Below are 22,757 nucleotides of genomic sequence, written 5' to 3'. Positions count from 1 at the left end.
CAAGTAGACCAATTCATTCGCGCGAGCGATGACACCATTGAACTGGATTATGAACATAAATATTTTATCTGGGAAAACACAGTTATTGCAAAACTTGGAAAAGGGCGTGACCTGATCACACCCCAGATTAACGTATTAAATAAGGATTTATTAAATGACAATCAGCAACATTTAATCTTGAAACGTCTTAATACCACTTTAACGCATTTATCTCGATCGCTTTACTTCAATTTCAATGAATTATACGACCATACGAAAAACACTCCGTTAAATGGCACGATTTATCAACTTTTAGAAACTATGGGATTAATGTGGAACAAATCAAAGCAATGGTTCTCGCTCAAGGAAAAAAAAATATTAATTCGTTATGACATAATTGTTGCGTATGAAGCTGTGTATACAAAGCACTTGTTTACCCCCAAAAACATCAAGTTAAGGGCTTTATTTTACGATCTTTATTATGAAGAAGACAATAGCCAGTATTTACCCCTTTTTTGCCTTTATCATTTCCAAAAGACAGAATCTTGTAATGAAAAATTTTTCCGTTATTTGGGCTGGGTAAAATTAGATGAAAATTATATCAGGATTGACGTTTTAACCAGCATTAGAAAAAAACTGAAGGCAAGGCATAAAAAATTTCTTTCATTAATTAATAAAAACGATTTTTACCCACTCCCCTACTCATCTACATTGGGAGCAACGTTTGCTAAAATGTTAGGTTTAACATTTTTTAAAGCACAATCTTTACGGCATATTCCCATGGGGCCTGCCTGTCTCGAAAGAATAGGTCCTTCTTCTTTCCGTGAAGGGCAAACACGGAACAAAATCCAAAAAATTAAACATAAACTGTTACAAAAACAACTTTTGAAAAATACTTCTCTTTTTGATTTAAAGCAATTTTATGAAAACAAAAGACATAATTAAAAAAAACAATTAATTTATAAAGCCTTAATATCTTGATATATAGTTATTATGTGGCCAATAATTAATTCTAACTAGAAAAAGCAAGCGCTGACTAAAAGTTTGCGTCGGTGCAAATACCAGCCGTCTTCATAGGTTAAAATAACGGAAGTTGGATCAAAAAAACTATAGTTTATTCGAAACTTATTATTGCGCTAATTGCAATATTAACCTGCTAACACTACGATATTTAGCTCTACTGTATTAAAAGTAAGCTTTGCTAAATACTAACTAAAGCCTTTAAACATAACAGTGCACATCCTCTAACGTAGCGAATTGTTCATACCCCTATCAATTTAGTTTTAATAACAAATTTTAATACGCTTCTCGATTCAACTAAGAATAAATAGAGAAACATAAAAACTGACGCTATGGATGATCCAATTATTTAAAACCTATTAAGCGCGCCATTTTAATATTTTACATCATTAGTAATCTTAGCGAAATATTTTACTGGCGAAGCAATCGTCATATCATTTAATTACTTATAGCACGACTTCGCGCGTTGTTCAGTGATATATTTACTAAGTTTACTGCGCTGAACTCCCTGAGCATTAAAATTGGCAGGCAATAACCATTGTGCATAAGCTCTCTTTAATGCTGGATACTCACTATCAATGATTGAATACCATGTTGTATCGCGATTACGCCCGCGCGTAACCACTGCTTGCCGAAAAAGACCTTCATAGGTAAAACCAAAACGTTTGGCCGCTGCACGTGAAGGAGCGTTTAATGCATCACATTTCCACTCTAAACGACGGTAACCCAATTCACCAAATACATAAGTAAGTAATAAAAAAATCACTTCGGTTGCAATACGCGTCCGCTTCATGGAAGACGAATAAATGACGCTTCCGATTTCAATTACACCATTAAAAGAATCTATACGCATCAATGCGACTGTACCAACCGCTTGTTGTGTCATCATATCCATAATGGCATAATGCAAAGGATCACGGCAGGTTTCTAAATGGCTTAAATAGGTTTGATAATCGGTCAGTGTTAAAAACGGGCCTGACAATAAATAAGTCCAGTCACGCTGATCCGCAGCTTGGTTAAAACTTAAATATAATTGTTTACTGTGCAGTAAAGCAGAAATAGGTTCTAAACGGCAGTAACGTCCCATACGGACTATTTTCTCCGGCTGGCGTGCGCCCCTCCAATTTGGAAGTTCTTTACCTATTGGTTGCCCAAAAGCATTTAATCTTACCATTTTATTTTCTCATTTAAGTCAGTAACTTAATAAAATTAACATGTAAAATATCAAACCATGGTATTTTTAAAGAGCCACAAATTATCTTTTTACTTGCTTCCAAAATCCTAAGATATAAAATCTACTAACTGTGAAAAATAAGAATGAATTCTTTCTACATTATATAAAAGAAAACAATTAATAGCCGTCCACACTTCTTTTTGCAAAAGCTGGAAACACCTCTTTGCGAGGTAAACCGATGCTATGAAAAAAAACATCCTTAAATCAGAGATTCATTTACAAAGATTAGATACATGGTTATGGCGTAGCCGATTTTTTAGGACACGTACTTCATCTTCACATTTCATCAAAAGCCAATCTATACGATTAAATTCATACCCTGTAAAAAAACCAGCTTATTTGGTGAAAGAAAATGATATATTAACTTTTTTCACCAACAAAAAAATTGTAGTTATAAAAATCAAAAAACTACCAACCGAGCGCTCGCCTGCAAAGGCAGCATACACTCTTTACGACGAAATCCTTGAAAAATAATTTCTGTCGTATTAAAAGAAAAGCACTCAGTGGTCCTATCCCTGAAAAACTGATTAAAATCAAAACTAATATTAATTTAAATTTACAAAGTTCCTTAAGAGGAATTCTCCTCTAAACGAATTTGAATCGGAGAACACAATGGCCTATGTGGTCACTGAGAATTGTATACGCTGTAAATATATGGATTGTGTTGAAGTCTGTCCTGTGGATTGTTTTTATGCGGGTGAAAATTTTTTGGTTATCAATCCAGATGAATGTATTGACTGTGGTGTGTGCGAACCTGAATGTCCAGCAGAAGCTATTTTCCCTGATAGTGATGACCGATCAACAGGCTGGATCGAAACGAATAGTGAGCTCTCAAAAATATGGCCCAATTTGACTCGAAAGGAAATTCCTCCACCTGATGCGGATGAATGGAATGGCAAGCCAAATAAAAAAGATTTATTGTCCAAAAATCCTCATAAAAGCTAAACAATTCTTTATCATAAAATTCAAAAAGCCAAGGTCTTAGAAAATCCTTGGCTTTTTGTTTATTTTTCTCGAAAGTTAATCCCAAATATTTATCTAGACATCATAAAATGTCCAACATTATGCATGACGAATAATGTCCCAAAAACAATTACCAAAGCAACAAACACGCTAAATAAAAATGAAATTAAATCAACCCTCTTGCTGGGCATGAGACTAACATGCAAAAACAAACTAGATTGCACAATAATCTGTAATGTTGCCAATATACCCAACGCAATTCCAGTCGCCATTAACGATAAAGAATGAGAAATAACGATATAGAAGGCAATCACAGTTAAAATTACAGAAAGTACAAATCCAACAATATACGACACCACGTTTCCATGTTGATAATGTTTTTCGTGGGAAATAACGGCTTGGTTTTCTGTCATGGGACCATACTCAACAAATATACAAAGCTAAACACACAAATCCAAATAATATCAAGAAAGTGCCAAAATAAACTAAGACAAGCCAAACGTGGCAGCATTTTCGAGTTAATTCCTTTTAACAATATTTGAACAATTAAAACAATCATCCAAATTATTCCAAGGGTAACGTGCAATCCATGCGTACTGACCAACGTAAAAAAAGTAGACCAAAAGGCACTTACATCAGGAGAAGCACCATGAGCAATAAGATAAATAAATTCTTTTATTTCTAGAAATAAAAAGCCTGCTCCTAATATCGCGGATACAATCATCCAAAAAACTGTTCCGGTCTTTTTCCCTTTATACGCTTCGATCATGGCAAAACCAAAAGTCAAAGAACTTACTAAAAGAAGAGCCGTTTCCATGGCTACTCCCGGAAGCTCGAACATTTCTTTAGCTGTAGGACCACCTGCAAATTGAAAACGCAAGACGGCATAACTGGCAAATAAACAACCAAAAATTATACAATCTGACATCAGATATATCCAAAAGCCAAAGACTGAATGATTTTGATGCTCATGTTCTTCGGAAACACTATTCACTGTCATAATATTTTCAGTCATTATTCAGCCACCTGTGTCATAAGTTTACGTGAATACTCTTTTTCAATACGTTCAACCTCTGATGCTGGTATTATAAATTCTTTATCATCTATAAAGCTGTACCCTATAACAATAGCTAAGATAATAACTCCACTGATTATAAATAACCACCAAATATGCCAAACTGCAGAAAATCCTAAAACAATGGAAATAATACCAATCCAAAATCCTGTCGAAGTATTTTTGGGCATAACAATGTCATGATAAGGTTCGGAGGTACGTCGAGTGTCTATACCATGTTCTTTATCATAAGCGTACGCATCACGACTGTGAACGATAGGAATATGTGCAAAATTATATGATGGTGCCGGCGATGAGGTAGACCATTCTAAACTTCGTCCATCCCATGGATCGCCGGTTACATCAATATTTTCTGGTTTCTTGGCATTTATAATTGCTAAAAACAATTGAGCCAACTGACAAACAATACCTACTAAAATACAAAATGCACCTAAACATGCAATTTGCAACCAAATGTGCCATTCTGGATTATCGTAATGGTTTAAGCGTCGCACCATACCGTCAAACCCTGTAACGTATAAAGGCATAAATGCTAGGAAAAACCCAAAAAACCAGAAGAAAAAAGCAGCTTTACCAAGTTTTTGACTTATTTTAAAACCCGTTACTTTTGAGAACCAGAAATTCATTCCGGCAATGTATCCAAAATAAACGCCACCAATAATGGTATTATGAAAATGTGCAACCAAAAACTCACTGTTGTGCAACACAAAGTCACTTGCTGGAATGGAAAGCATAACCCCAGTCATTCCACCAATAACGAAAACAATTATAAATCCAATGGTCCAATACATGGGTGCAGTAAAATCAATTCTGCCTCGATACATAGTAAATAACCAGTTAAAAATTTTAACACCTGTCGGAATAGCAATGATCATTGTCATAATACCGAAGAAGGTATTAACATTTGCTCCTGCTCCCATTGTAAAGAAGTGGTGCACCCAGACAAATAGCGATAATATCGTAATAGCCATTGTCGCATAAACCATCGTAGGATAACCAAATAATGGTTTTTTACTAAAAACAGGAACGATTTCAGAAAAACATCCAAAAGCTGGAATAACTAAAATATAAACCTCAGGATGTCCCCAAGCCCATATTAAATTGAGGAACAACATAACGTTACCACCCGCTTCATTGGTAAAGAAATGCATACCCAAATAACGATCAAGAGCCAGCTCACCTATGGCTACCGTTAAAGCAGGAAAAGTTGTAAAAATCATTATGCATGAAGCAATAACGGTCCAAGTAAATATGGGAATACGCATCCAAGTCATACCGGGGGCACGCATTTTCGTTATAGTAGTTAAAAAATTAACTGCCGTTAATACTGTTCCGATACCCGAAATTTCAATAGCCCAAATATAATAATCCACGCCAACACCTGGACTAAACTGCAATTCAGATACAGGGGGATAAGCCAACCAACCCGCTGTAGAAAAGTCTCCAATAAATAAAGAGATATTGACTAAAATTGCACCTGCCGTAGTTAACCAAAAACTTAATGAATTAATAAAAGGAAACGCAACGTCTCTAGCACCTATTTGCAGAGGAACAATTAAATTAAACAAACCTTGCATAAACGCCATAGCCATAAAAAATATCATGATTGTACCGTGAGCGGTAAAAATTTGATCGTAATGGCTGGGCGGTAAATAACCTGGACTATTGTAAGCAAGAGCTTGTTGCGTCCGCATCATTAATGCATCGGTGAACCCACGAAACAACATTATAAGCGCTAAGACAATATACATAATACCAATACGCTTATGGTCAACGGAAAAGAGCCAATTTTTGAATAAAACTCCCCATTTCCCATAATAGGTAATAGCACCTAAAACTGCCAATCCAATGACAACTACGCCAATAAATGTACCTACGAGAATTGGGACATTATATGGGATAGCAGAAAGGGTTAATTTTCCTAACATCTTACTCATTCCCCTGCTTGCGTATTACTAAAGTGAGTTGAACCTGTATAGATCATTTTACCCGTGATTTTATCCATAACCATTCCATTATTGTATTTTGCAACAATATTATCGAAAAGTGCAGGTTCGACACGTGCATAATACTCCACCGGATTTTTTATACTCTCAATATGTAATTTGGCATATGTCTTATCATTAAGTTGGTTGGATGATGCTCTAACTTTGCTAACCCAATCTTGAAAACCTTTATCATCTTTAGCCAAAGCTCTAAATTTCATATCGGAATACCCTGAACCGCTATAATTATTGGTTAAGCCTGCGTAATTTCCTTGTTCAATAGCCATCAAATGCAATTGTGTCTGCATACCTGCCATTACGTATACCTGAGATCCTAACTGAGGAATCCAAAAAGAGTTCATTACAGCATCTGACGTTAGACGAAAGGCAATTGGGGTATTAATGGGCACAGCCATCTCATTGACCGACGCTATACCGTAATCTGGATAAATAAATAACCATTTCCAATTTAAGGCAATTACTTGCAGGTTGATGGGTTTAGCATGAGGATTATTTGCAGGAGCTAAAATTGGTTTGTAAGGGTCCAATTTATGAGAAGATATGTAAGTATGATAGGCAATAAATGCTATCAAACACATAGGAACGCCCCAGATGATAGTTTCCAAGGTATAACTAAAATCCCATTTGGGAGCATATGTTGAATTCGTATTCGACTTGCGATAACGCCAAGCCACAATTATAGTCGCTATAATGACGGGAATTACGATGCATAGCATCGCCCCTGCGGTCATCATTATTAACGATTTTTCTTGTAACCCTATGGTACCTTTTGGATCTAAAACTACAAGCTTGCAGCCACTTAAAACTATTGCAAACATGGATCCCATTACCGATAACAAAACCTTCGGCAATATTTTTTTCATTCTATGCCTCGTTGATTTTAACATTTCTCAACTCATCAACCCATTTATTTATTGAATTTTTCAATAAATAAGACGTTTAAAACTCTTGTAGAGATTTGTCATAATAATACCATATTTTAAACTTTAAAAGGACAATTTTATATATTGCGAAAACGTGATCCAACGCTCCATTTTTAATCAAGAAGATCAAAACAGTATTTAGTTTTTTAAATGAAACGTATAAAATTAAATGAATTGAACGTTCAGTTCATTTTAACATTTTAATAATTACAGCATACTTAAAATAGCATTAATGTAAATAAAAAAGCGCGCCAAAATTAATTTGGCACGCCTTTAATAATTAACTTATCGCAAAGACTAGTTGTTATTTTGTCTCACACCCATAAATTGTAAGAGAAATTGAAATAAATTAATGAAATTAAGATACAAGGTCAAAGCATCAAAAACGCTTCGTTTGATTGCCATATCTGGTCCCTCATATTGATAAAAGGTTTGATAAGACAATTTAATTCTTTGCGTATCCGTAGCTGCAAGGCCTGTAAAAACTAAAACCCCAACAATATTAAACAACATTGCCATGGCTGAACTATGAAGAAATATATTGACCACCATAGCAATCACTAGACCAAACAACCCCATAAACAAAAAAGAGCCTAGACCGCTTAAATCACGTTTAGTTGTATATCCCCATAACGACACACCCGCAAACATACCAGCGGCGACAAAAAAAGTTCTGGCAATTGATTCCCCAGTATAAATATGAAATATACTTGCCATGCTTATGCCCATTACCGCACAAAAAAGCCAAAAAAGAGTTTGGGCGGTTTGAGTAGATAAGCGATTGATTCCAAAAGACATGACGAGAACAAACGCCAAAGGAGATAACATTGCCAAAAAACCTAACCCTGTAGGGGCAGCGGTTTGAACGGTTTCGCCCATATCATTAATAACTGTATGATAAAACAAATTACCCATAGGGGTATTTACCGTTAAATAAGAAACTAATGCAGTTAAAAATAATCCAGAAGCCATCCAATTATAGACTCGTAACATATAACTGCGAAGGCCTTGGTCAAAGGCGATCTGTTCGTTTACATTGGCAGTATTGTTGTAAGAATCAGGACGAAACATCATTTAGCTCATTTCCGTATAAAATTAACATTTGTCTAATATATTGTAACTATTCGACAAATAGCAAGGTTAATCCCATTTCATTTTACACATAATACGTTTTAAATCAATGTTAATTATTACTTTATCAAGATAAAATTAAGCATCTTAATGCGTTATCCAAACTATATTTAGAAAGAAATACCTTTGTTAGTTAAAAACACATCAGTTCAATAGGTATCTAATTCTTCTATTACCCTATTTATATCTATATCTAATTTAAAAATCAAAAGAAGTTGATGTAATTTTTTGTCCAATCCGCTGAATAAAACGCATTAGTGTATTTGTATAACTTGGCTCACAGCATACGTAAAAATCTTGTCGTTTGGGTATGGAAATATCTACAAGCCCTAAATCTCTGTACACTGATAAATATCGTTTTTTAACTTCCCAAAAAGCGATAGAGCAATTTTCTTGTACACTTAAATCCCTTAAACGCCAAATTGTATTAATAATTTCGGGTTCGTTTCCCACTGGATCGCCAAGTCCTATAATGACATTATTCCTTTTTATAAAAGGAATAAGAGTACCTTCAGTGGAGCAAATCAGAATATGCGTCGGTTTTAATATATCAAAAGGAGATTGTTTTGAATTAGACAGTAACTCGTAAAGTTTTCTATGCTCATCTGACCATTTTTCATATTTTATTTTAGCAGGTAAAGTCATTTGAAACAAAATTAATGACCCTACAGCAACCATTAACCCAACAATCCACTTTGTATGTAAGGATACATGATGAGAAAGAATAATTTCAGTAACGCTTTGACCATTCAAATTTGGCGGGTTAATACAAATTATAACGTAGACGGTTACTAACAAAATAATAACTTCCACAGCTACTTTAAAGGAGAGTGGTGTTGCTAGAAAACTGGCAGTACGGTAATAACAAGATCTAAAAGGTGCAATAAAAAAAGCCACTAAAGCTAGCATAGCGGGAATATATAAAGGCGCTCCGCGTATTAGGGTTATGGCTACTAACATAATAAGTGTAAATAAACTTAATCGCCAAGCTACTGTAATTCGTCTGATAAGAGCTATAGTCATAATAAGTAATAATAGTCCAAAAAAAGAGAGCGCATAATCTCCTATCACTTCAATAAAAGAAAAAACAGTTCCCTGCGATTGCCATATAGTAGGATCTACTACTGGCAAAGCCAAAACAATCAACCCACAAATACCAACAGCCGCAGCTCCAACTAAAACCGAAAACGCTGCGTCACTTTCACGGATGTTTTGATTTATCGTGGGAATAGGTCTTAAGTCAAAAACCTGTATTTTTTTTGCATTATTATGAAGCGCAACTTCTCCTTTAAGAAATACTTCATAACTTGCAAACAATATGCCGGCAAAAAATAAAGGGACTAAATAATAAAATAGCCTAAATATAAATATAACACAGACAATATCCGAAACCGGCAAATAGGGTTTGAGCCCTAAAAGCATACTCCCTTCAAATACCCCTGCTCCACCAGGAACGCTTGCGATCAACCCTGCAGTGTATGATGCAATATAAATACTGAGAAAAGAAGCAAAATCAATACTTTGATAAGAAGATATCACCGCGTGATCAGGTATGATGCAATACGGAATAGCTGCAGTAGCGATCACTTCTGCTGTGGCGATACCAATCTGAGCCAAAGCCATAGTTGGACTAGGAAACGAGAAGCGGTATTTCCATAATTTTAATTCACTACAGTAAAAAGAAATAAATACGTAAAAAATGACTGCAATCCAAGCCAAACTACCTAAAATAATAAAAATAATTGCTGGAAATTGCTGCCCAATAACAGGTAAATGATTGGATTCAAATATAAATAATCCACCAACTAGGACTGCTGCACCCAACATATAAGTAACAGAACAAAAAGCGATAATTTGCATGATAGCCAGTGGTTGCAAACCCCAGCTGCCATAAAGACGAAACCTTACAACAGCACCAGATAATGCTGAAAAACCAATATTATGGGATAAAACATAAGAACAAAAAGAGGCAAACGTAGACTTCCAAAAAGATAGAGGATAGCCTACTTGTTTCACAGCCAATTTGTCGTAAAAAGACAAAACAAAAAAAGATAATAATGTACACAATCCAGCGTAAATTAAAGAATAAGTAGGTATGTTTTTTAAAGAAATCTGAATTTCTTTAAGACTAAGATGTGTAAATTCATTATACAGCACATAAATAGCTATAGAAAATAAGATAATCCCCACAATACGGGGAACTATTTTAAATAAAAAACTCTTCTTAGTTTTTTTTAAACTATTTTTTTTATAAAAAGATTTTTTACGTTTATCATTATAATCCAAAGAGTGCATGTTCCTATGAATGTTTTTAATTATAGTGCAAAATTATTATCACTTTTAAGTTTATCTTGAATGAGTTGAATAGTTTCTTTTATGCCATATAAACTAATAAATATGCCAAAACGAGGACCGTCTTTCTGACCCAGCAAGACTTCGTACAAGCAACCAAACCAACTTCTCAGAGGCTCAAATTCGTGTTTTTTCCCAATCGAAAAAACTAGGTTTTGCAAGTCATCTCCAGACAAAGTTTTATTTTTCACGATTTCTAATTGAGAAACCAAATCCATTAGAGCCGACTTTTCTTTTTCATTAGCATGACGAAATGATTTATTTGGTTTGACAAAATTCTTATAATAATGAAATGCAAAATTGACGAGGTTTGCTAACAAAGGTTTCTTTTCAAAAGATCCGTCAGTGTCGTATTTTTTTAAAAACCCCCATAATACTTCAGAACGTTCTGCATTGGCAACACTGGCTAAATTGAGTAGCATTGTAAAAGAAACAGGACTTCCTGCCAATTTGGGCAATTCCCCTTTATGAATAAACCACGCTGGATTATTTAGAATTTCTATTTGACTATTTATTTCTGAGTGATTTTGGGTGCTGTTAGCAATTTCTTGCCAATCTGAAATATGTTTTAGATATTCATCCGTTGCCTTTGGTATAATATCAAAATATAGTTTTTTTGCTCTTTTAGGGGTATTGAACATAAATTGAGATAAACTTTCGGGAGGAGCGTAACTTAACCATTCATCTACAGACAAACCGTTCCCTTTTGACTTGGAGATTTTTTGACCCTGCTCGTCTAAAAAAAGCTCATATGTCAAATTTGTGGGGGGAGTACCCCCTAAGATCTTACAAATTTTATTTGAAAGTCGCACACTATCGATTAAATCTTTACCAGACATTTCATAATCTACCCCTAATGCGACCCAACGCATAGCCCAGTCAGCTTTCCACTGCAATTTAGCATGACCACCCGTTACTGGAGTTTCAAAGCTTTTACCCTCATCGTCGCGCCAAACAACCGTACCCGCTGTTACATCTATTTTTTCCATGGGAACTTGCATAACAACACCTGTTAATGGATGAATAGGTAATATTGGAGAATATGTTTTTTTTCTTTCATCTCTGAGTGTCGGTGCAATAACAGAAACAATTTCTTCATGAAAATATAAAATTTTTATCAGGGTCTCATCAAAACGCCCTTCTAAATAATATTGAGTTGAAGAAGCAAACTCATAATCAAAGCCGAAGCGATCTAAAAAAGCACACAACCTAGCATTATTATGCGCACCGAATGATTCATGGGTTTCAAAAGGATCTGGTATTTTTGATAAAGGCTTACCAAGATGCTCGGCCAACATTTTTTGATTCGGTACATTTTCAGGAATTTTCCGCAATCCATCCATATCATCAGAAAAAGCCAACATCTTTGTTGGCATTCCTGTTAAAGCTTGATAGGCTTGCCGCACCCAAGAAGTTCGAGCAACTTCACCAAATGTACCGATATGAGGCAAGCCAGAAGGCCCGTAGCCTGTTTCGAGCAGGGCAGGTTTATCAGATTTATTCTTTTTTAACTTCATATGGTTAGCAAGTTTAGATGCCTCTTCGAATGGCCATGCCTTCAAATGTGAAGATAAAGAAGAAAAATCAAATTTGTTCATTATATTACAGACAATATTTTTTGCCTGCCCTCTGTTATGGAATTAAAATCTATGCTCAAATCAGTATGATCGAGATTATTTTTAGAGATGCCATTTCAACTGCAAAAAATATTACTTAAACAATACATAGTCTCAACACTATACATCATGACTCTACGTTAACAATAGCAAGCACATTTCCCAATTTTTGACTTACAAAGATTGAAAAAATGATAAACTACTCCAAACACCATTAGCACTCACAATCAATCCTTTAGTACAATCCAAGGTCCCAACTGACTACTTAATGCTTAACTTAATATTCTTAAACGATCCAGTTTTACCTATTTTACCACATAATTTGAGCTTTACCGCTCAAACCTTTGCTATCCATTCAACTTCGCTATATTGTAATCTTGTTTAAAGGATTTCTTACTTACAATTATTTAATGCCATATTCAACATTTTGTTGATTGCAACCGTAACACCCATAGTTCAACTTAAGATACGCAAATTTTGTTATTACGCAATTACAAATGAAATTAAAAGGCTTCAGTATTTCAATTTCATTCTAATAAATCTGTTTTACATATTATTTGACGCTATTATTGAATGATTTGATGTCAAAAAACTATTAAATTTAAGTTATAAAGCTAAACAACCCTAGCCAAATAAAAACACACTCGAAAAAAGGATTTATTAACAAGCTCGAGCTATTTGTAAATTATTAAACAAAAAATGGACTGGCCCATATCCCTTATATTCCAGATACTGTAAAAACTGCTCTAATTGTTAATGAAAAAAATTTAACTGCAATTCGAGATATAATAGTTTATCTATCTACCGTTATTTTAATAATTATAAGAAAATAAAACATTCAGCAAAAAACCGTATATTTAAATATCAAAACGACATTTAAATAAATTTATTAATGCATACTCAAAAACTAAAAAACTTTAAACATATATGACTGTCTACACTGAAATCTAAACTTTACTTCCTTTGATCTATTAACAATCAAAAAACTACGTGTCATTTATAAAAAATTTAAGATATCATACTTGTAATTATACTTTACTATGTTTCTGTTTCAAAACAAAACCCAAATGTATAAAAAATATATAATTAACATCAAACTTAAGTCTAACGTTGAAACTGCTTAGTTTGCTCCAAAATCAATTATACAATTTTTAAAACATTAATGCATCAGACTATCAAAAAATTGCTGATCGCTTTTTCTACTCTGTTGATACAAAACATCACACCTTAGAATAAGCATGTCATATCGTCCGAGCGTCTAACACTTTGCTAGTGTTACAATCATTTAAAAAACAAAAACCGGTTCGTATAGAACCGGCTTGCTTACTGTTTATAAGTTATACAGTAATAATATTTTAAAGAGGTTTTAAATTAGCTGCAGCAGCCTTTCCTCTTTCGGTAACGATTTCGTAACCGACCCGTTGATTTTCTTTGAGGTCTCTAAGACCAGCAGCTTGAACAGCTGTAATGTGAACAAACACATCTTTGCCGCCCTCTTCAGGTACAATAAAACCAAATCCTTTAGTAGGATTAAACCATTTCACGGTTCCAGTTTGCATTAACCGCGTATCCTTATCATAAAATTATTAAGCCCGAGATTGAACCTAATAGTAAGTTAAAATATCAAACGAAAGCATTTCCGTTAGCTTGATAAAAAACTCGTTGAGCTTTTCAATTATTATTTGCACATAAAAAAGTCTTACTGTCAAATAAAATATTAACTTTTTTTCACAGAAAAACTTTTTTTAGACTAAAAAGATAATAAAGATTAAAAATCTTTAATTATTTATTAATATTAGATTAAATATTTATTAATATTAATAATGATTTACTTAATTTTTTATGATTGGATGTGACAATTTCTTGTTTTCTCACATTCAATAAAATGAGACATACAATTTTTTTAATGAAAAATTAAATTAAGCTCATATGCATGATGACGTTTGATTTGCAAATCAAAGTGTACCCATACGATCAAAATAAAATGATATAAAAATGGTTTTCGTTGTACGACACACTGTAACTAATAAAAAAATATCATTACTTCTCGACAAAAACATAGTTTGCCAATAAATTTTTAAATCTCTTATAATTAATTTTCACTGCTTCAAACAAATAAAATTGTGTACGTTAACGGTAACAAACAATTACCTAACCATTATCAAAATTTACAAGCTTTTTATAAAACTTTTGTTATTTTTAAAACTTCACACAACTACTACTTAAATTATTTACTTCAAAATATTAACTTAAACCTTAATTATCATTTATTTTAATAGAATTATCAAACAATTTTTAAAAATTTTAATCAAAAAGCCGCTACTAACGTAGCGGCTAATGTATTATAAGCTAGCAAAAGGGAACAGACAAAGTATAAAAACTAAAAATCCATTCCGCCCATTCCGCCCATTCCGCCCATTCCAGCAGGAGCATCAGGAGTCTTTTTTTCAGGACGTTCTGCTACCATAGCCTCAGTGGTAACCAACAATCCAGCAATTGAAGCCGCATCTTGCAGTGCGCTACGAACTACTTTGGTTGGATCAATGATACCTGCCTGAACGAGGTCTTTAAATTCACCTACCTGGGCATCGAAACCAAAGTTATAATCGTCGTTTTCAAGAATTTTACCTGCTATAACTGCACCATCCTCGCCAGCATTCTCAACAATTTGACGTAAAGGTGCTTGTAAAGCTCGGCGAACAATCTCTACACCTACGCGCTGGTCATCAACTTCATGGGTAAAGTTCGCTAACTTTAAAGATGCACGTGCTAATGCACCACCACCACCAGGAACGATACCTTCTTCAACAGCGGCACGAGTCGCATTTAACGCATCGTCTACACGATCACGACGTTCTTTAACTTCAACTTCTGTAGAACCACCAACACGTATAACTGCAACCCCGCCAGCCAATTTAGCCAAACGTTCTTGCAATTTTTCTCGATCATAGTCAGAAGTAGTTTCTTCAACCTGTGCGCGAATTTGATTGCAACGTGCTTTAATTTGTTCGGCTTCGCCAGCACCTTCAACAATTGTAGTGTTTTCTTTATCAATGCGAACTTTTTTAGCATTCCCTAACATATTTATGGTAACGCTCTCAAGTTTAATTCCAAGCTCTTCACTGACCACTTGTCCACCGGTCAAAATGGCAATATCTTCTAACATAGCTTTACGGCGATCACCAAATCCAGGAGCTTTAACAGCTGCAATTTTAAGTCCACCACGCAATTTATTAACCACTAAAGTTGCTAATGCTTCTCCATCTACATCTTCCGCAATAACCAATAACGGACGCCCACTTTGAACAATGCTCTCTAAAAGAGGTAACATAGGCTGTAAAGAGGACAATTTCTTCTCATGTATAAGCACAAAAGGATTGTCTAGCTCAACCGTCATTTTTTCAGCATTCGTTACAAAATACGGTGAAATATAACCACGGTCAAACTGCATACCTTCGACTACAGCAAGCTCGGTTTGTAGACCTTTTGCTTCTTCTACGGTTATAACGCCTTCTTTACCCACTTTCTCCATCGCTTCACTGATCATCTCACCGATTTCAGTTTCACCATTGGCAGAAATTGTTCCTACTTGTGCAATTTCAGATTGGGTCGATATTTTTTTTGTTTTCGCTTTTAATTCATTAACAACAATGGTTACCGCTTTATCGATCCCACGTTTTAAATCCATTGGGTTCATACCAGCTGCAACGGATTTTAACCCTTCACGAACAATAGCTTGTGCCAGCACGGTAGCTGTGGTTGTGCCATCACCAGCAACATCATTAGTTTTAGATGCAACTTCGCGAAGCATTTGTGCGCCCATATTTTCAAACTTATCTGCAAGTTCGATTTCTTTAGCAACGGATACACCGTCTTTGGTAATGCGTGGCGCACCAAAACTTTTATCAAGAACAACGTTTCGACCTTTTGGTCCTAACGTTATTCTAACAGCGTCTGCTAAAATGTCTACTCCTCGCAACATACGTTGGCGAGCATCAGCTCCAAACTTTACGTCCTTAGCTGCCATAATTAAATCTCCTACAAGAATAAATCAAAGTTATACTATCTCAAAGCTATAAGGGTTGTTAACCAACAATACCCATAATATCGCTTTCTTTCATGATCAGAAGTTCTTCACCATTCACTTTAACTTCAGTGCCTGACCATTTACCGAATAGAATTTTGTCACCGACTTTTACGTCTAAAGCAACAATTTGTCCTTGCTCGTTACGAGCACCAGGACCAACGGCTATAACTTCACCTTCTTGTGGTTTTTCTTTAGCTGTTTCAGGAATGATAATACCACCAGCTGTTTTTTCTTCACTATTTAGCCGACGAACGACCACACGGTCGTGTAAGGGACGAAAATTCGCCATTTGGATTGCTCCATTATTTCTATATAATGCCCTTAACGAAGCGACATTATGGGTTTTAACTACGCGCGTTTTGCCGCGTTACTCCTAATATTAAACGTTATTAAACTACTTTTAATAACCGTTAATAATGATCATAATCTATGCTTTGATATTTATCCTGTCAAGAATTTTTAGTGTCCAATAAAACGTTATTTTTAAGGTATTTTGATTCTTAATAACAATTAATTTAAAATTAAATTGTTTATTATTAGCATGATATCACATAAATGCATTCCAAAAACATCTAATATAAATGATGTAATGTTGTATTAACTTTGATTATCCTTCAACGCCTATTTGATTTACGGATTCTTCGCAATCTATGTATTAAATTTATTTTCAAACAGAGTACTATGGTGTTTCCAAAACTTTTTCGAACGATCAATATTATATAAATCAACTTTTTACATAAATTTCAGAGAACTTGATCAAAACTCAAACGAATCTAAACTTAATGTATTCATAATGACGTTAGCTTAACTTTATGTATTGGACTTAGAAAAATTAAAAAAATCCTCATGAACTAAAAAAAGATTTTTTTTAAAGCTTAATCGAAAACAGTTTGGATTTGTTCAAAATAAATCTTCATCATTTTTTATCAAATTATTTTTAGCGCTAACCAACCTCCGCAAAATTATCTCCCAATAATTTTGTAAAAAATGTTCATGATACCAAGCCAGAGTTTTTATTTATTCCTGCTAATCAAGCCTTATCAAAAAAAGAATTAACTCCACTGAAATTAAAGAATCTAGACCAGAAAAAATGGTTTAATTATGGCTGACATTACGACCGATGATCTTTTCCTGCTATTACTTCGAAAAAATTTTGAATGAAATTTTATGATCAATGGCTCTTGTAATGCCCAATCTACATAAAAGATCTTACGCAGCAATTTAGTAAATGCCTTTTTTAGTGAATTTTTTATTAGAAACCCAAATCTTGTACATAAAATTAAACGTACTATTGCTTTTTAACTTAATGATCCAGAAATTTGATTCTCATAAAAAAGAAAAAATTATTTAATCTATAAATAACTGCTAAGCCGATCAGCGGTATCAGATTGGCTTAGCTACGAATCCAAACTAAAACAAACATTAAATTTGGACTATAAAACTCTTCCTGCAATATTCTTTAATTTTTTAACCACATCAGAATAACGATCATTTTTAGGGGTAATAATGGCGTTATCCAATGCATTTTGGCAGCCTAAATAACATTTATTTTCAGCTTTTCCTAAAGCAGGTATAAATCTAGAAATTAACGATTGTGCGTTTGACGCATTGTTTTTTAAAGTTTTTATAACTGAATCTACACTAACGGCATCATGTTCTTCATGCCAACAGTCATAATCGGTAACCATAGCAAGGGTTGCATAACAGATTTCTGCTTCTCTCGCCAACGCCGCTTCAGGCATGGTGGTCATCCCTATAACCGAAGCACCCCATGAACGATACAAATTACTTTCTGCTCGAGTAGAAAATTGTGGGCCTTCCATTACTAAATAAGTTCCCCCTCTGACAACCGGAAGCCCTAACGTTAAAGCTTGCTCGTATAAAATACTGCCAACTCGATAACAAAACGGCTCTGCAAAGGAAACATGAGCGACCAATCCTGTTTCAAAAAAACTTTTTTTTCTAAGGCGAGTTCTATCAATAATTTGATCAACAATTACAAAAGTTCCAGGAGATAATTCTTCCTTTAAGGATCCAACCGCTGAGACAGATACAATATCGGTTACCCCTAAGCTTTTCATAGCAGCAATATTCGCTCTATGGTTTACTTCTGATGGGATAATAGAGTGACCCCTTCCATGTCTAGGCAAAAATACACAAGGTACCTGATTGACGTTACCCGTTAACAATTGATCTGAAGGAATCCCCCAAGGGGTTTCAACAGTTACCCATTTTTTATCTACTAACCCTGAAATTTCATAAACTCCTGAGCCTCCAATAATCCCAATAATAGGATTTAACTCCTTATTCACTTCTTTTTTACTTAACATTAGACCAAACTTTACGATTTTTTAAGAAAACTAAAACCAAGACAAATAGAGTATATAATCCAGCCATTATTCCTATACGATGACGTTGTATCAGATGTGGATCGGAGGTCCAACTTAGAAACGTAGTTACATCCCGTGCTTGCTGCTCAACAGACGTAGATGAATGATCAAAATATTTAACAGCATTATTCGTCAAAGGAGGCTTCATCGCAATTTGTTGATCAACCGCATAAAGATTGTAATAATACCCAGCCTGAGGTGTACGAAAATTTTTAGGGGGTTGTCGATATCCCATCAAAATTGCCATTATGTGATCTTCCCCGCCCGTAACAATTTGTGCATATCGTGAGAAATCTACCGGATTTTTATTAAAATTGGCTAGTTTTGCCGCAGCCTCATTTGGGTAAGGTCTCGGAAAAAAATCTTTAACCGTAGCAGCCCGGTAATGGTCCATACCTAGAGCATTTTTGCCGTCAAGGATTTGATCTGTAGCTGCTAATTTATTAATTTGATCAAGTGTAAGCCCCATTTGTTGGAGGTCTGCATATTGCATGAATTGAATCGAATGGCAAGAAGCGCATTCATTACGATACACCATATAACCTCTTTGAACGCTCGCAAGATCATATCCTCTCCATAATTTCTTAAAACTCCAAGCGTGTTTGGAAACTAAAAGGGAGCTTAGATTATTATTATTTTCTACTCCTATAATAATAGACAAACCAAAAAAGCTCGTAATCACTACCCCAATCAAAATACGTTTCAACTGAATTTTTTTCATGGTTTACTTCTAACAGCGTCGAGTAGCGACTTTGGCAAAGATCGTTGCAAATCAAAACGTAATGAAAAAGGCATAACAATTAAAAAATGAAAATAATAATAAAATAAAGCAAACCGTCCCAACCAAATAAGTAAAGGCTGATCGTGTATTTTCCCAACAACTCCCAACGTAATATAAGACATTATTAATAAAAATAATGAAACTCGATGCAAAGGACGATACTTACAAGATTTTATCGGTGAACGATCTAGCCAAGGTACTAAAAATAAAACACATACACTACCCATAGCCAATAAAACCCCACCAAATTTTGAGGGAACAACTTGAAGAATTCCATAAAAAGGCAGAAAATACCATTCTGGAGCAATGGTTGTAGGCGTTTCGAGAGGATTGGCACTAATATAGTTTTCGCTATTGGTTAGTAAATTAGGAAAGAAAAAAGCAAGTACTACCAACAAAAAAATTGCAAAAACAATAACCACCCCGTCTTTACACACAAAATAAGGATAGAAAGGCAATACTTCTTCTTCTTTACAAGGCTCCACACCTTCTGGATTGTTGGATTTAACAACATGAAAAAAAATAATATGCAATCCTACAATAACCAAAATTGCAAAAGCGACTACAAAATGTAGAACAAATAAGCGATGTAATGTAATAGTATTAGGAATTGTACCCCCCATCAACCAATACGAAAGACTTTTCCCAACCCAAGGAATGGAAGATAAAGCCTGCATTACCACATTTGCCGCCCAATAAGACATTTGCCCCCATGGCAACACATAGCCTGCAAAAGCAGTGATCATAATCATCATCATTATTATTAATCCCGAAAGCCAAACTAATTCCCTAGGCGATTTGTAAGACCCATAATAAAGACCTCTGAAAAGATGCAAGTACATAAAAAATAAAAAAAGATTAGAACCAGCAATATGTATGGCTCGTATCATCCAACCACTAGGTACACGCCTCTCTATCGTTTCGATAGATAAGAAAGCTTCCTGTGCTGTTGGCACGTAGGTAAGTGACAAAAAAATACCCGTTATGCACATCAACAATAAAATAATGCATAAAGCCGCTCCAAACGCCCACCAAATATTTAAATTTTTTGGCATGGGAAATTCAATGTATTCTTTTTTTAAAAAAGACAAAAAGGGAGCTCTTTGATCTAACCAACCAGATAAAGACAATTGAGAAGAAACCTTCTTTTTATCTAGTATTTCAGATTTTTTTTCATCTTGTTTCATAGAGGTAACTTTATACACATAAAATAAAGATCGCGACGGAAAATATTTTAATCGTATACTATTATTATGTATTGTTATGTGAAACGTATCCAAATAAAAAAAATTAATGCAATTATAAAGTACAAAAACAAATTACCTTTAAATAACTCTAATTGTATGCCATTATAGCCAGTAAAATATAGGCTCTATTAACGATAAAAATTACATTTTTAAGCTAAGCTTTTTAAAAACGAACTCGGTCATAAAGTACTTAAAGCATGCCACTTTCGGTAACAAAGAGACAACTCGCCCAATTATTAACAGGTTTATGTTTAATAAAGAATACGAACCAAAAATGTTATGCTTTTGGCGATTCCTCGATAAGTTCTGAGGCAATGCATAATGAAACAACTCAATTTTCATTTCTAGTGGGCGGGACAAAAAACAGTAAACTTGCTTACTGGTCTAAAAAACTATCGGCATCATTTTCTAAGAATTTTCCCTCCGAACCCGCAATTAGCTTGGATTATACAACAGGTCACGATAGTGTCACAGCAGCAAATCGCTTTGATACACGTATTACACCTGACGGGAACACCGCTCTTATTACTACAGGTAACGCGTTTATTGCAGCATTAGCAGGAGATAAACGCGTTCATTATGATTATGAACGCTGGATACCTGTTTTAAGTGCAACAATCCCATCCGTTGTTATTGCACGGCAACCTTTTCATAACTCCATTCCTGACTTACTTAGAAATAGAGTTATGAAAATTGCCGTTTCTACTTTAATAGGTAAAGAACTTCCCACACTCTTGGGTATTGAATTACTGCAAATCAACACCGTACCGATTTTAGGATTGACTGATCACAATCAAGCTGTCGAGGCACTCAAAAATGGTCAAATTGATGCATTGCAGATCAGCTCGACTGAAGGATTAAAAAACCTTCCTAATTTATTGAAAAAAGGATTTCATGTTTTTTTTTCCTTCGAAAAAAATTCAGATTATAGCCCAAGTTTTTTTGACGTTTATTCAAAATTGCACCACTTTCTTAATGGAAATACTTTATACCAAGCTTGGCAGGCACTCTCTATGGCTTCACGCTTACACATGGCGGTTGTTCTTCCTATGTTAACCGCCTCTCCTTTAGTAAGTAAATGGAGAATGTGTGCCTCAAAAATCGCAAATGATCCTGAGATAAGTAATTTCGCAAGTCAACATTACATAACGTTGCAAACCGATCCTGTTTGTAACGCAATATTATCCGATGTATCCCCCTCAATTACTGCCGCATTAGCCTTAAAACGCTGGTTAAATATTAAAATCCCTCAATGGTATAAAGAATAAATTAATTACGTTTACGTCTTAATAAAATACGTACAGCCCCAGTATTATTCGCATTTGGATGCACTGTGGCCAATATTAAGGGTTTTATCGTTGAACGATTAAGCCAAATTGGCAATTCACGTCTTAGTATGCCCCCTTCTTTATAAACCGAGCCTTTACCTGTAATCACTTCGACGCATCGAACCTTATCACGATAAGATTGCATTAAAAAAAATTCCAATTGAGCCAAAGCGCTGTGAGCGGTGTACCCATGAAGATCAAGGATTTTTTCTGGCCTTAGCTGACCTCTATTTAACTTCCTCCAGGTTTGATTATCTAATCCAGGACGCCGTATTCCTACAGCTTCTATTTTGTTTATTGTATGTCTACCGCTATATTTCTTTAAACGACAATCCATTAAAGAATTATCAAGCGGTTTCAATGGTAAGGTTGCACCATTTTCGATTTTTAAATATTTTTTCTTCCTTTTTATCGGAGGATCAAAAATTACTTTATGATTTTTTTTGAGATGACCTACCTTAATCTGGTAAATATATGTGTTCCACAATTGCTGTTCTTTTGAATCTAATTGTCTACCTTTAATCAATTAACGATTCCTTTTAAACAAACATTATAGATTTTAAAAACAAAATAATGCTTTATTCATACACCAAGGGAACGTTATATCAAACGTTAACCTTATAAT

19 protein-coding genes are annotated in these 22,757 nt (G+C 34.6%); 4 read left to right on the top strand and 15 right to left on the bottom strand.

Annotated elements, in window-relative coordinates; translation table 11 throughout:
* Positions 1 to 924: hypothetical protein (locus tag AABE15_RS04875; RefSeq protein ID WP_338330161.1), on the top strand; the 924-nt coding region annotated here is incomplete at its 5' end.
* 517 nt (positions 925 to 1,441) lie between these two features.
* On the opposite strand, the gene AABE15_RS04870 is transcribed toward AABE15_RS04875, so the two are convergent.
* Positions 1,442 to 2,173, bottom strand: coding sequence for a GNAT family protein (locus AABE15_RS04870; protein ID WP_338330160.1), 732 nt, complete (start codon positions 2,171 to 2,173; stop codon positions 1,442 to 1,444).
* A gap of 243 nt (positions 2,174 to 2,416) precedes the next feature.
* Here AABE15_RS04870 and AABE15_RS04865 point away from each other — a divergent pair, with 243 nt between their 5' ends.
* Both AABE15_RS04865 and fdxA read left to right on the top strand, forming a co-directional pair.
* Positions 2,417 to 2,707, top strand: a complete 291-nt coding sequence (locus tag AABE15_RS04865; protein WP_338330159.1) for a S4 domain-containing protein — start codon at positions 2,417 to 2,419, stop codon at positions 2,705 to 2,707.
* A gap of 138 nt (positions 2,708 to 2,845) precedes the next feature.
* Entirely contained in the window at positions 2,846 to 3,178 is a 333-nt protein-coding gene (gene fdxA / locus AABE15_RS04860; protein ID WP_338330158.1) for a ferredoxin FdxA, read from the top strand.
* 89 nt (positions 3,179 to 3,267) lie between these two features.
* Here the strand turns inward: fdxA and AABE15_RS04855 are convergent, their stop codons facing one another.
* The 13 genes from AABE15_RS04855 to AABE15_RS04795 form a co-directional block, all read right to left on the bottom strand.
* The gene (locus AABE15_RS04855) at positions 3,268 to 3,609 is read right to left on the bottom strand and encodes a cytochrome C oxidase subunit IV family protein (protein ID WP_338330157.1); all 342 of its coding nucleotides are present in this window, start codon (positions 3,607 to 3,609) and stop codon (positions 3,268 to 3,270) included.
* Entirely contained in the window at positions 3,606 to 4,211 is a 606-nt protein-coding gene (gene cyoC, locus AABE15_RS04850; RefSeq protein WP_338330156.1) for a cytochrome o ubiquinol oxidase subunit III, read from the bottom strand. The genes AABE15_RS04855 and cyoC overlap by 4 nt, the downstream gene beginning before the upstream one ends.
* Complete coding sequence (gene cyoB / locus AABE15_RS04845) at positions 4,211 to 6,199, bottom strand: cytochrome o ubiquinol oxidase subunit I (RefSeq protein WP_338330162.1); 1,989 nt, start codon at positions 6,197 to 6,199, stop codon at positions 4,211 to 4,213. The genes cyoC and cyoB overlap by 1 nt, the downstream gene beginning before the upstream one ends.
* A gap of 5 nt (positions 6,200 to 6,204) precedes the next feature.
* Complete coding sequence (cyoA, locus tag AABE15_RS04840) at positions 6,205 to 7,140, bottom strand: ubiquinol oxidase subunit II (RefSeq protein WP_338330155.1); 936 nt, start codon at positions 7,138 to 7,140, stop codon at positions 6,205 to 6,207.
* Between the two features lie 357 nt (positions 7,141 to 7,497).
* A complete protein-coding gene (locus AABE15_RS04835; RefSeq protein ID WP_338330154.1) occupies positions 7,498 to 8,274 on the bottom strand; it encodes a Bax inhibitor-1/YccA family protein in 777 nt (258 codons plus the stop codon).
* 255 nt (positions 8,275 to 8,529) lie between these two features.
* Entirely contained in the window at positions 8,530 to 10,626 is a 2,097-nt protein-coding gene (locus tag AABE15_RS04830) for a lysylphosphatidylglycerol synthase domain-containing protein (protein ID WP_338330153.1), read from the bottom strand.
* 20 nt (positions 10,627 to 10,646) lie between these two features.
* Complete coding sequence (locus tag AABE15_RS04825) at positions 10,647 to 12,281, bottom strand: lysine--tRNA ligase (RefSeq protein ID WP_338330152.1); 1,635 nt, start codon at positions 12,279 to 12,281, stop codon at positions 10,647 to 10,649.
* Positions 12,282 to 13,654: 1,373 nt separating this feature from the next.
* On the bottom strand, positions 13,655 to 13,858 hold the full coding sequence (locus AABE15_RS04820; RefSeq protein WP_338330151.1) for a cold-shock protein: 204 nt from the start codon (positions 13,856 to 13,858) through the stop codon (positions 13,655 to 13,657).
* An 821-nt stretch (positions 13,859 to 14,679) separates the two neighbouring features.
* Positions 14,680 to 16,326, bottom strand: coding sequence for a chaperonin GroEL (gene groL / locus AABE15_RS04815; RefSeq protein WP_338330150.1), 1,647 nt, complete (start codon positions 16,324 to 16,326; stop codon positions 14,680 to 14,682).
* Between the two features lie 58 nt (positions 16,327 to 16,384).
* Positions 16,385 to 16,675, bottom strand: a complete 291-nt coding sequence (groES, locus tag AABE15_RS04810) for a co-chaperone GroES (protein WP_338330149.1) — start codon at positions 16,673 to 16,675, stop codon at positions 16,385 to 16,387.
* Between the two features lie 1,144 nt (positions 16,676 to 17,819).
* Positions 17,820 to 18,716 carry an S-methyl-5'-thioadenosine phosphorylase gene (locus tag AABE15_RS04805; RefSeq protein WP_338330148.1) on the bottom strand — a complete coding sequence of 299 codons (897 nt, stop codon included), beginning with the start codon at positions 18,714 to 18,716 and terminating at the stop codon, positions 17,820 to 17,822.
* Positions 18,706 to 19,497, bottom strand: a complete 792-nt coding sequence (locus tag AABE15_RS04800; RefSeq protein ID WP_338330147.1) for a cytochrome c1 — start codon at positions 19,495 to 19,497, stop codon at positions 18,706 to 18,708. Before AABE15_RS04800 ends, AABE15_RS04805 begins: the two co-directional genes overlap by 11 nt.
* Complete coding sequence (locus AABE15_RS04795; protein WP_338330146.1) at positions 19,494 to 20,744, bottom strand: cytochrome b N-terminal domain-containing protein; 1,251 nt, start codon at positions 20,742 to 20,744, stop codon at positions 19,494 to 19,496. The genes AABE15_RS04800 and AABE15_RS04795 overlap by 4 nt, the downstream gene beginning before the upstream one ends.
* Before the next feature lie 257 nt (positions 20,745 to 21,001).
* Here AABE15_RS04795 and AABE15_RS04790 point away from each other — a divergent pair, with 257 nt between their 5' ends.
* A complete protein-coding gene (locus tag AABE15_RS04790) occupies positions 21,002 to 22,072 on the top strand; it encodes a hypothetical protein (protein ID WP_338330145.1) in 1,071 nt (356 codons plus the stop codon).
* Between the two features lies 1 nt (position 22,073).
* Here the strand turns inward: AABE15_RS04790 and AABE15_RS04785 are convergent, their stop codons facing one another.
* Entirely contained in the window at positions 22,074 to 22,658 is a 585-nt protein-coding gene (locus tag AABE15_RS04785; protein WP_338330144.1) for a Smr/MutS family protein, read from the bottom strand.
* Positions 22,659 to 22,757 lie beyond the last annotated feature (99 nt).

Origin of the sequence: Commensalibacter sp. Nvir, assembly GCF_963921845.1 — a bacterium.
Classification (GTDB): domain Bacteria; phylum Pseudomonadota; class Alphaproteobacteria; order Acetobacterales; family Acetobacteraceae; genus Commensalibacter.
Note: the sequence above shows the minus strand (reverse complement) of the source record. Positions and strands in the feature narration are given on the sequence as shown.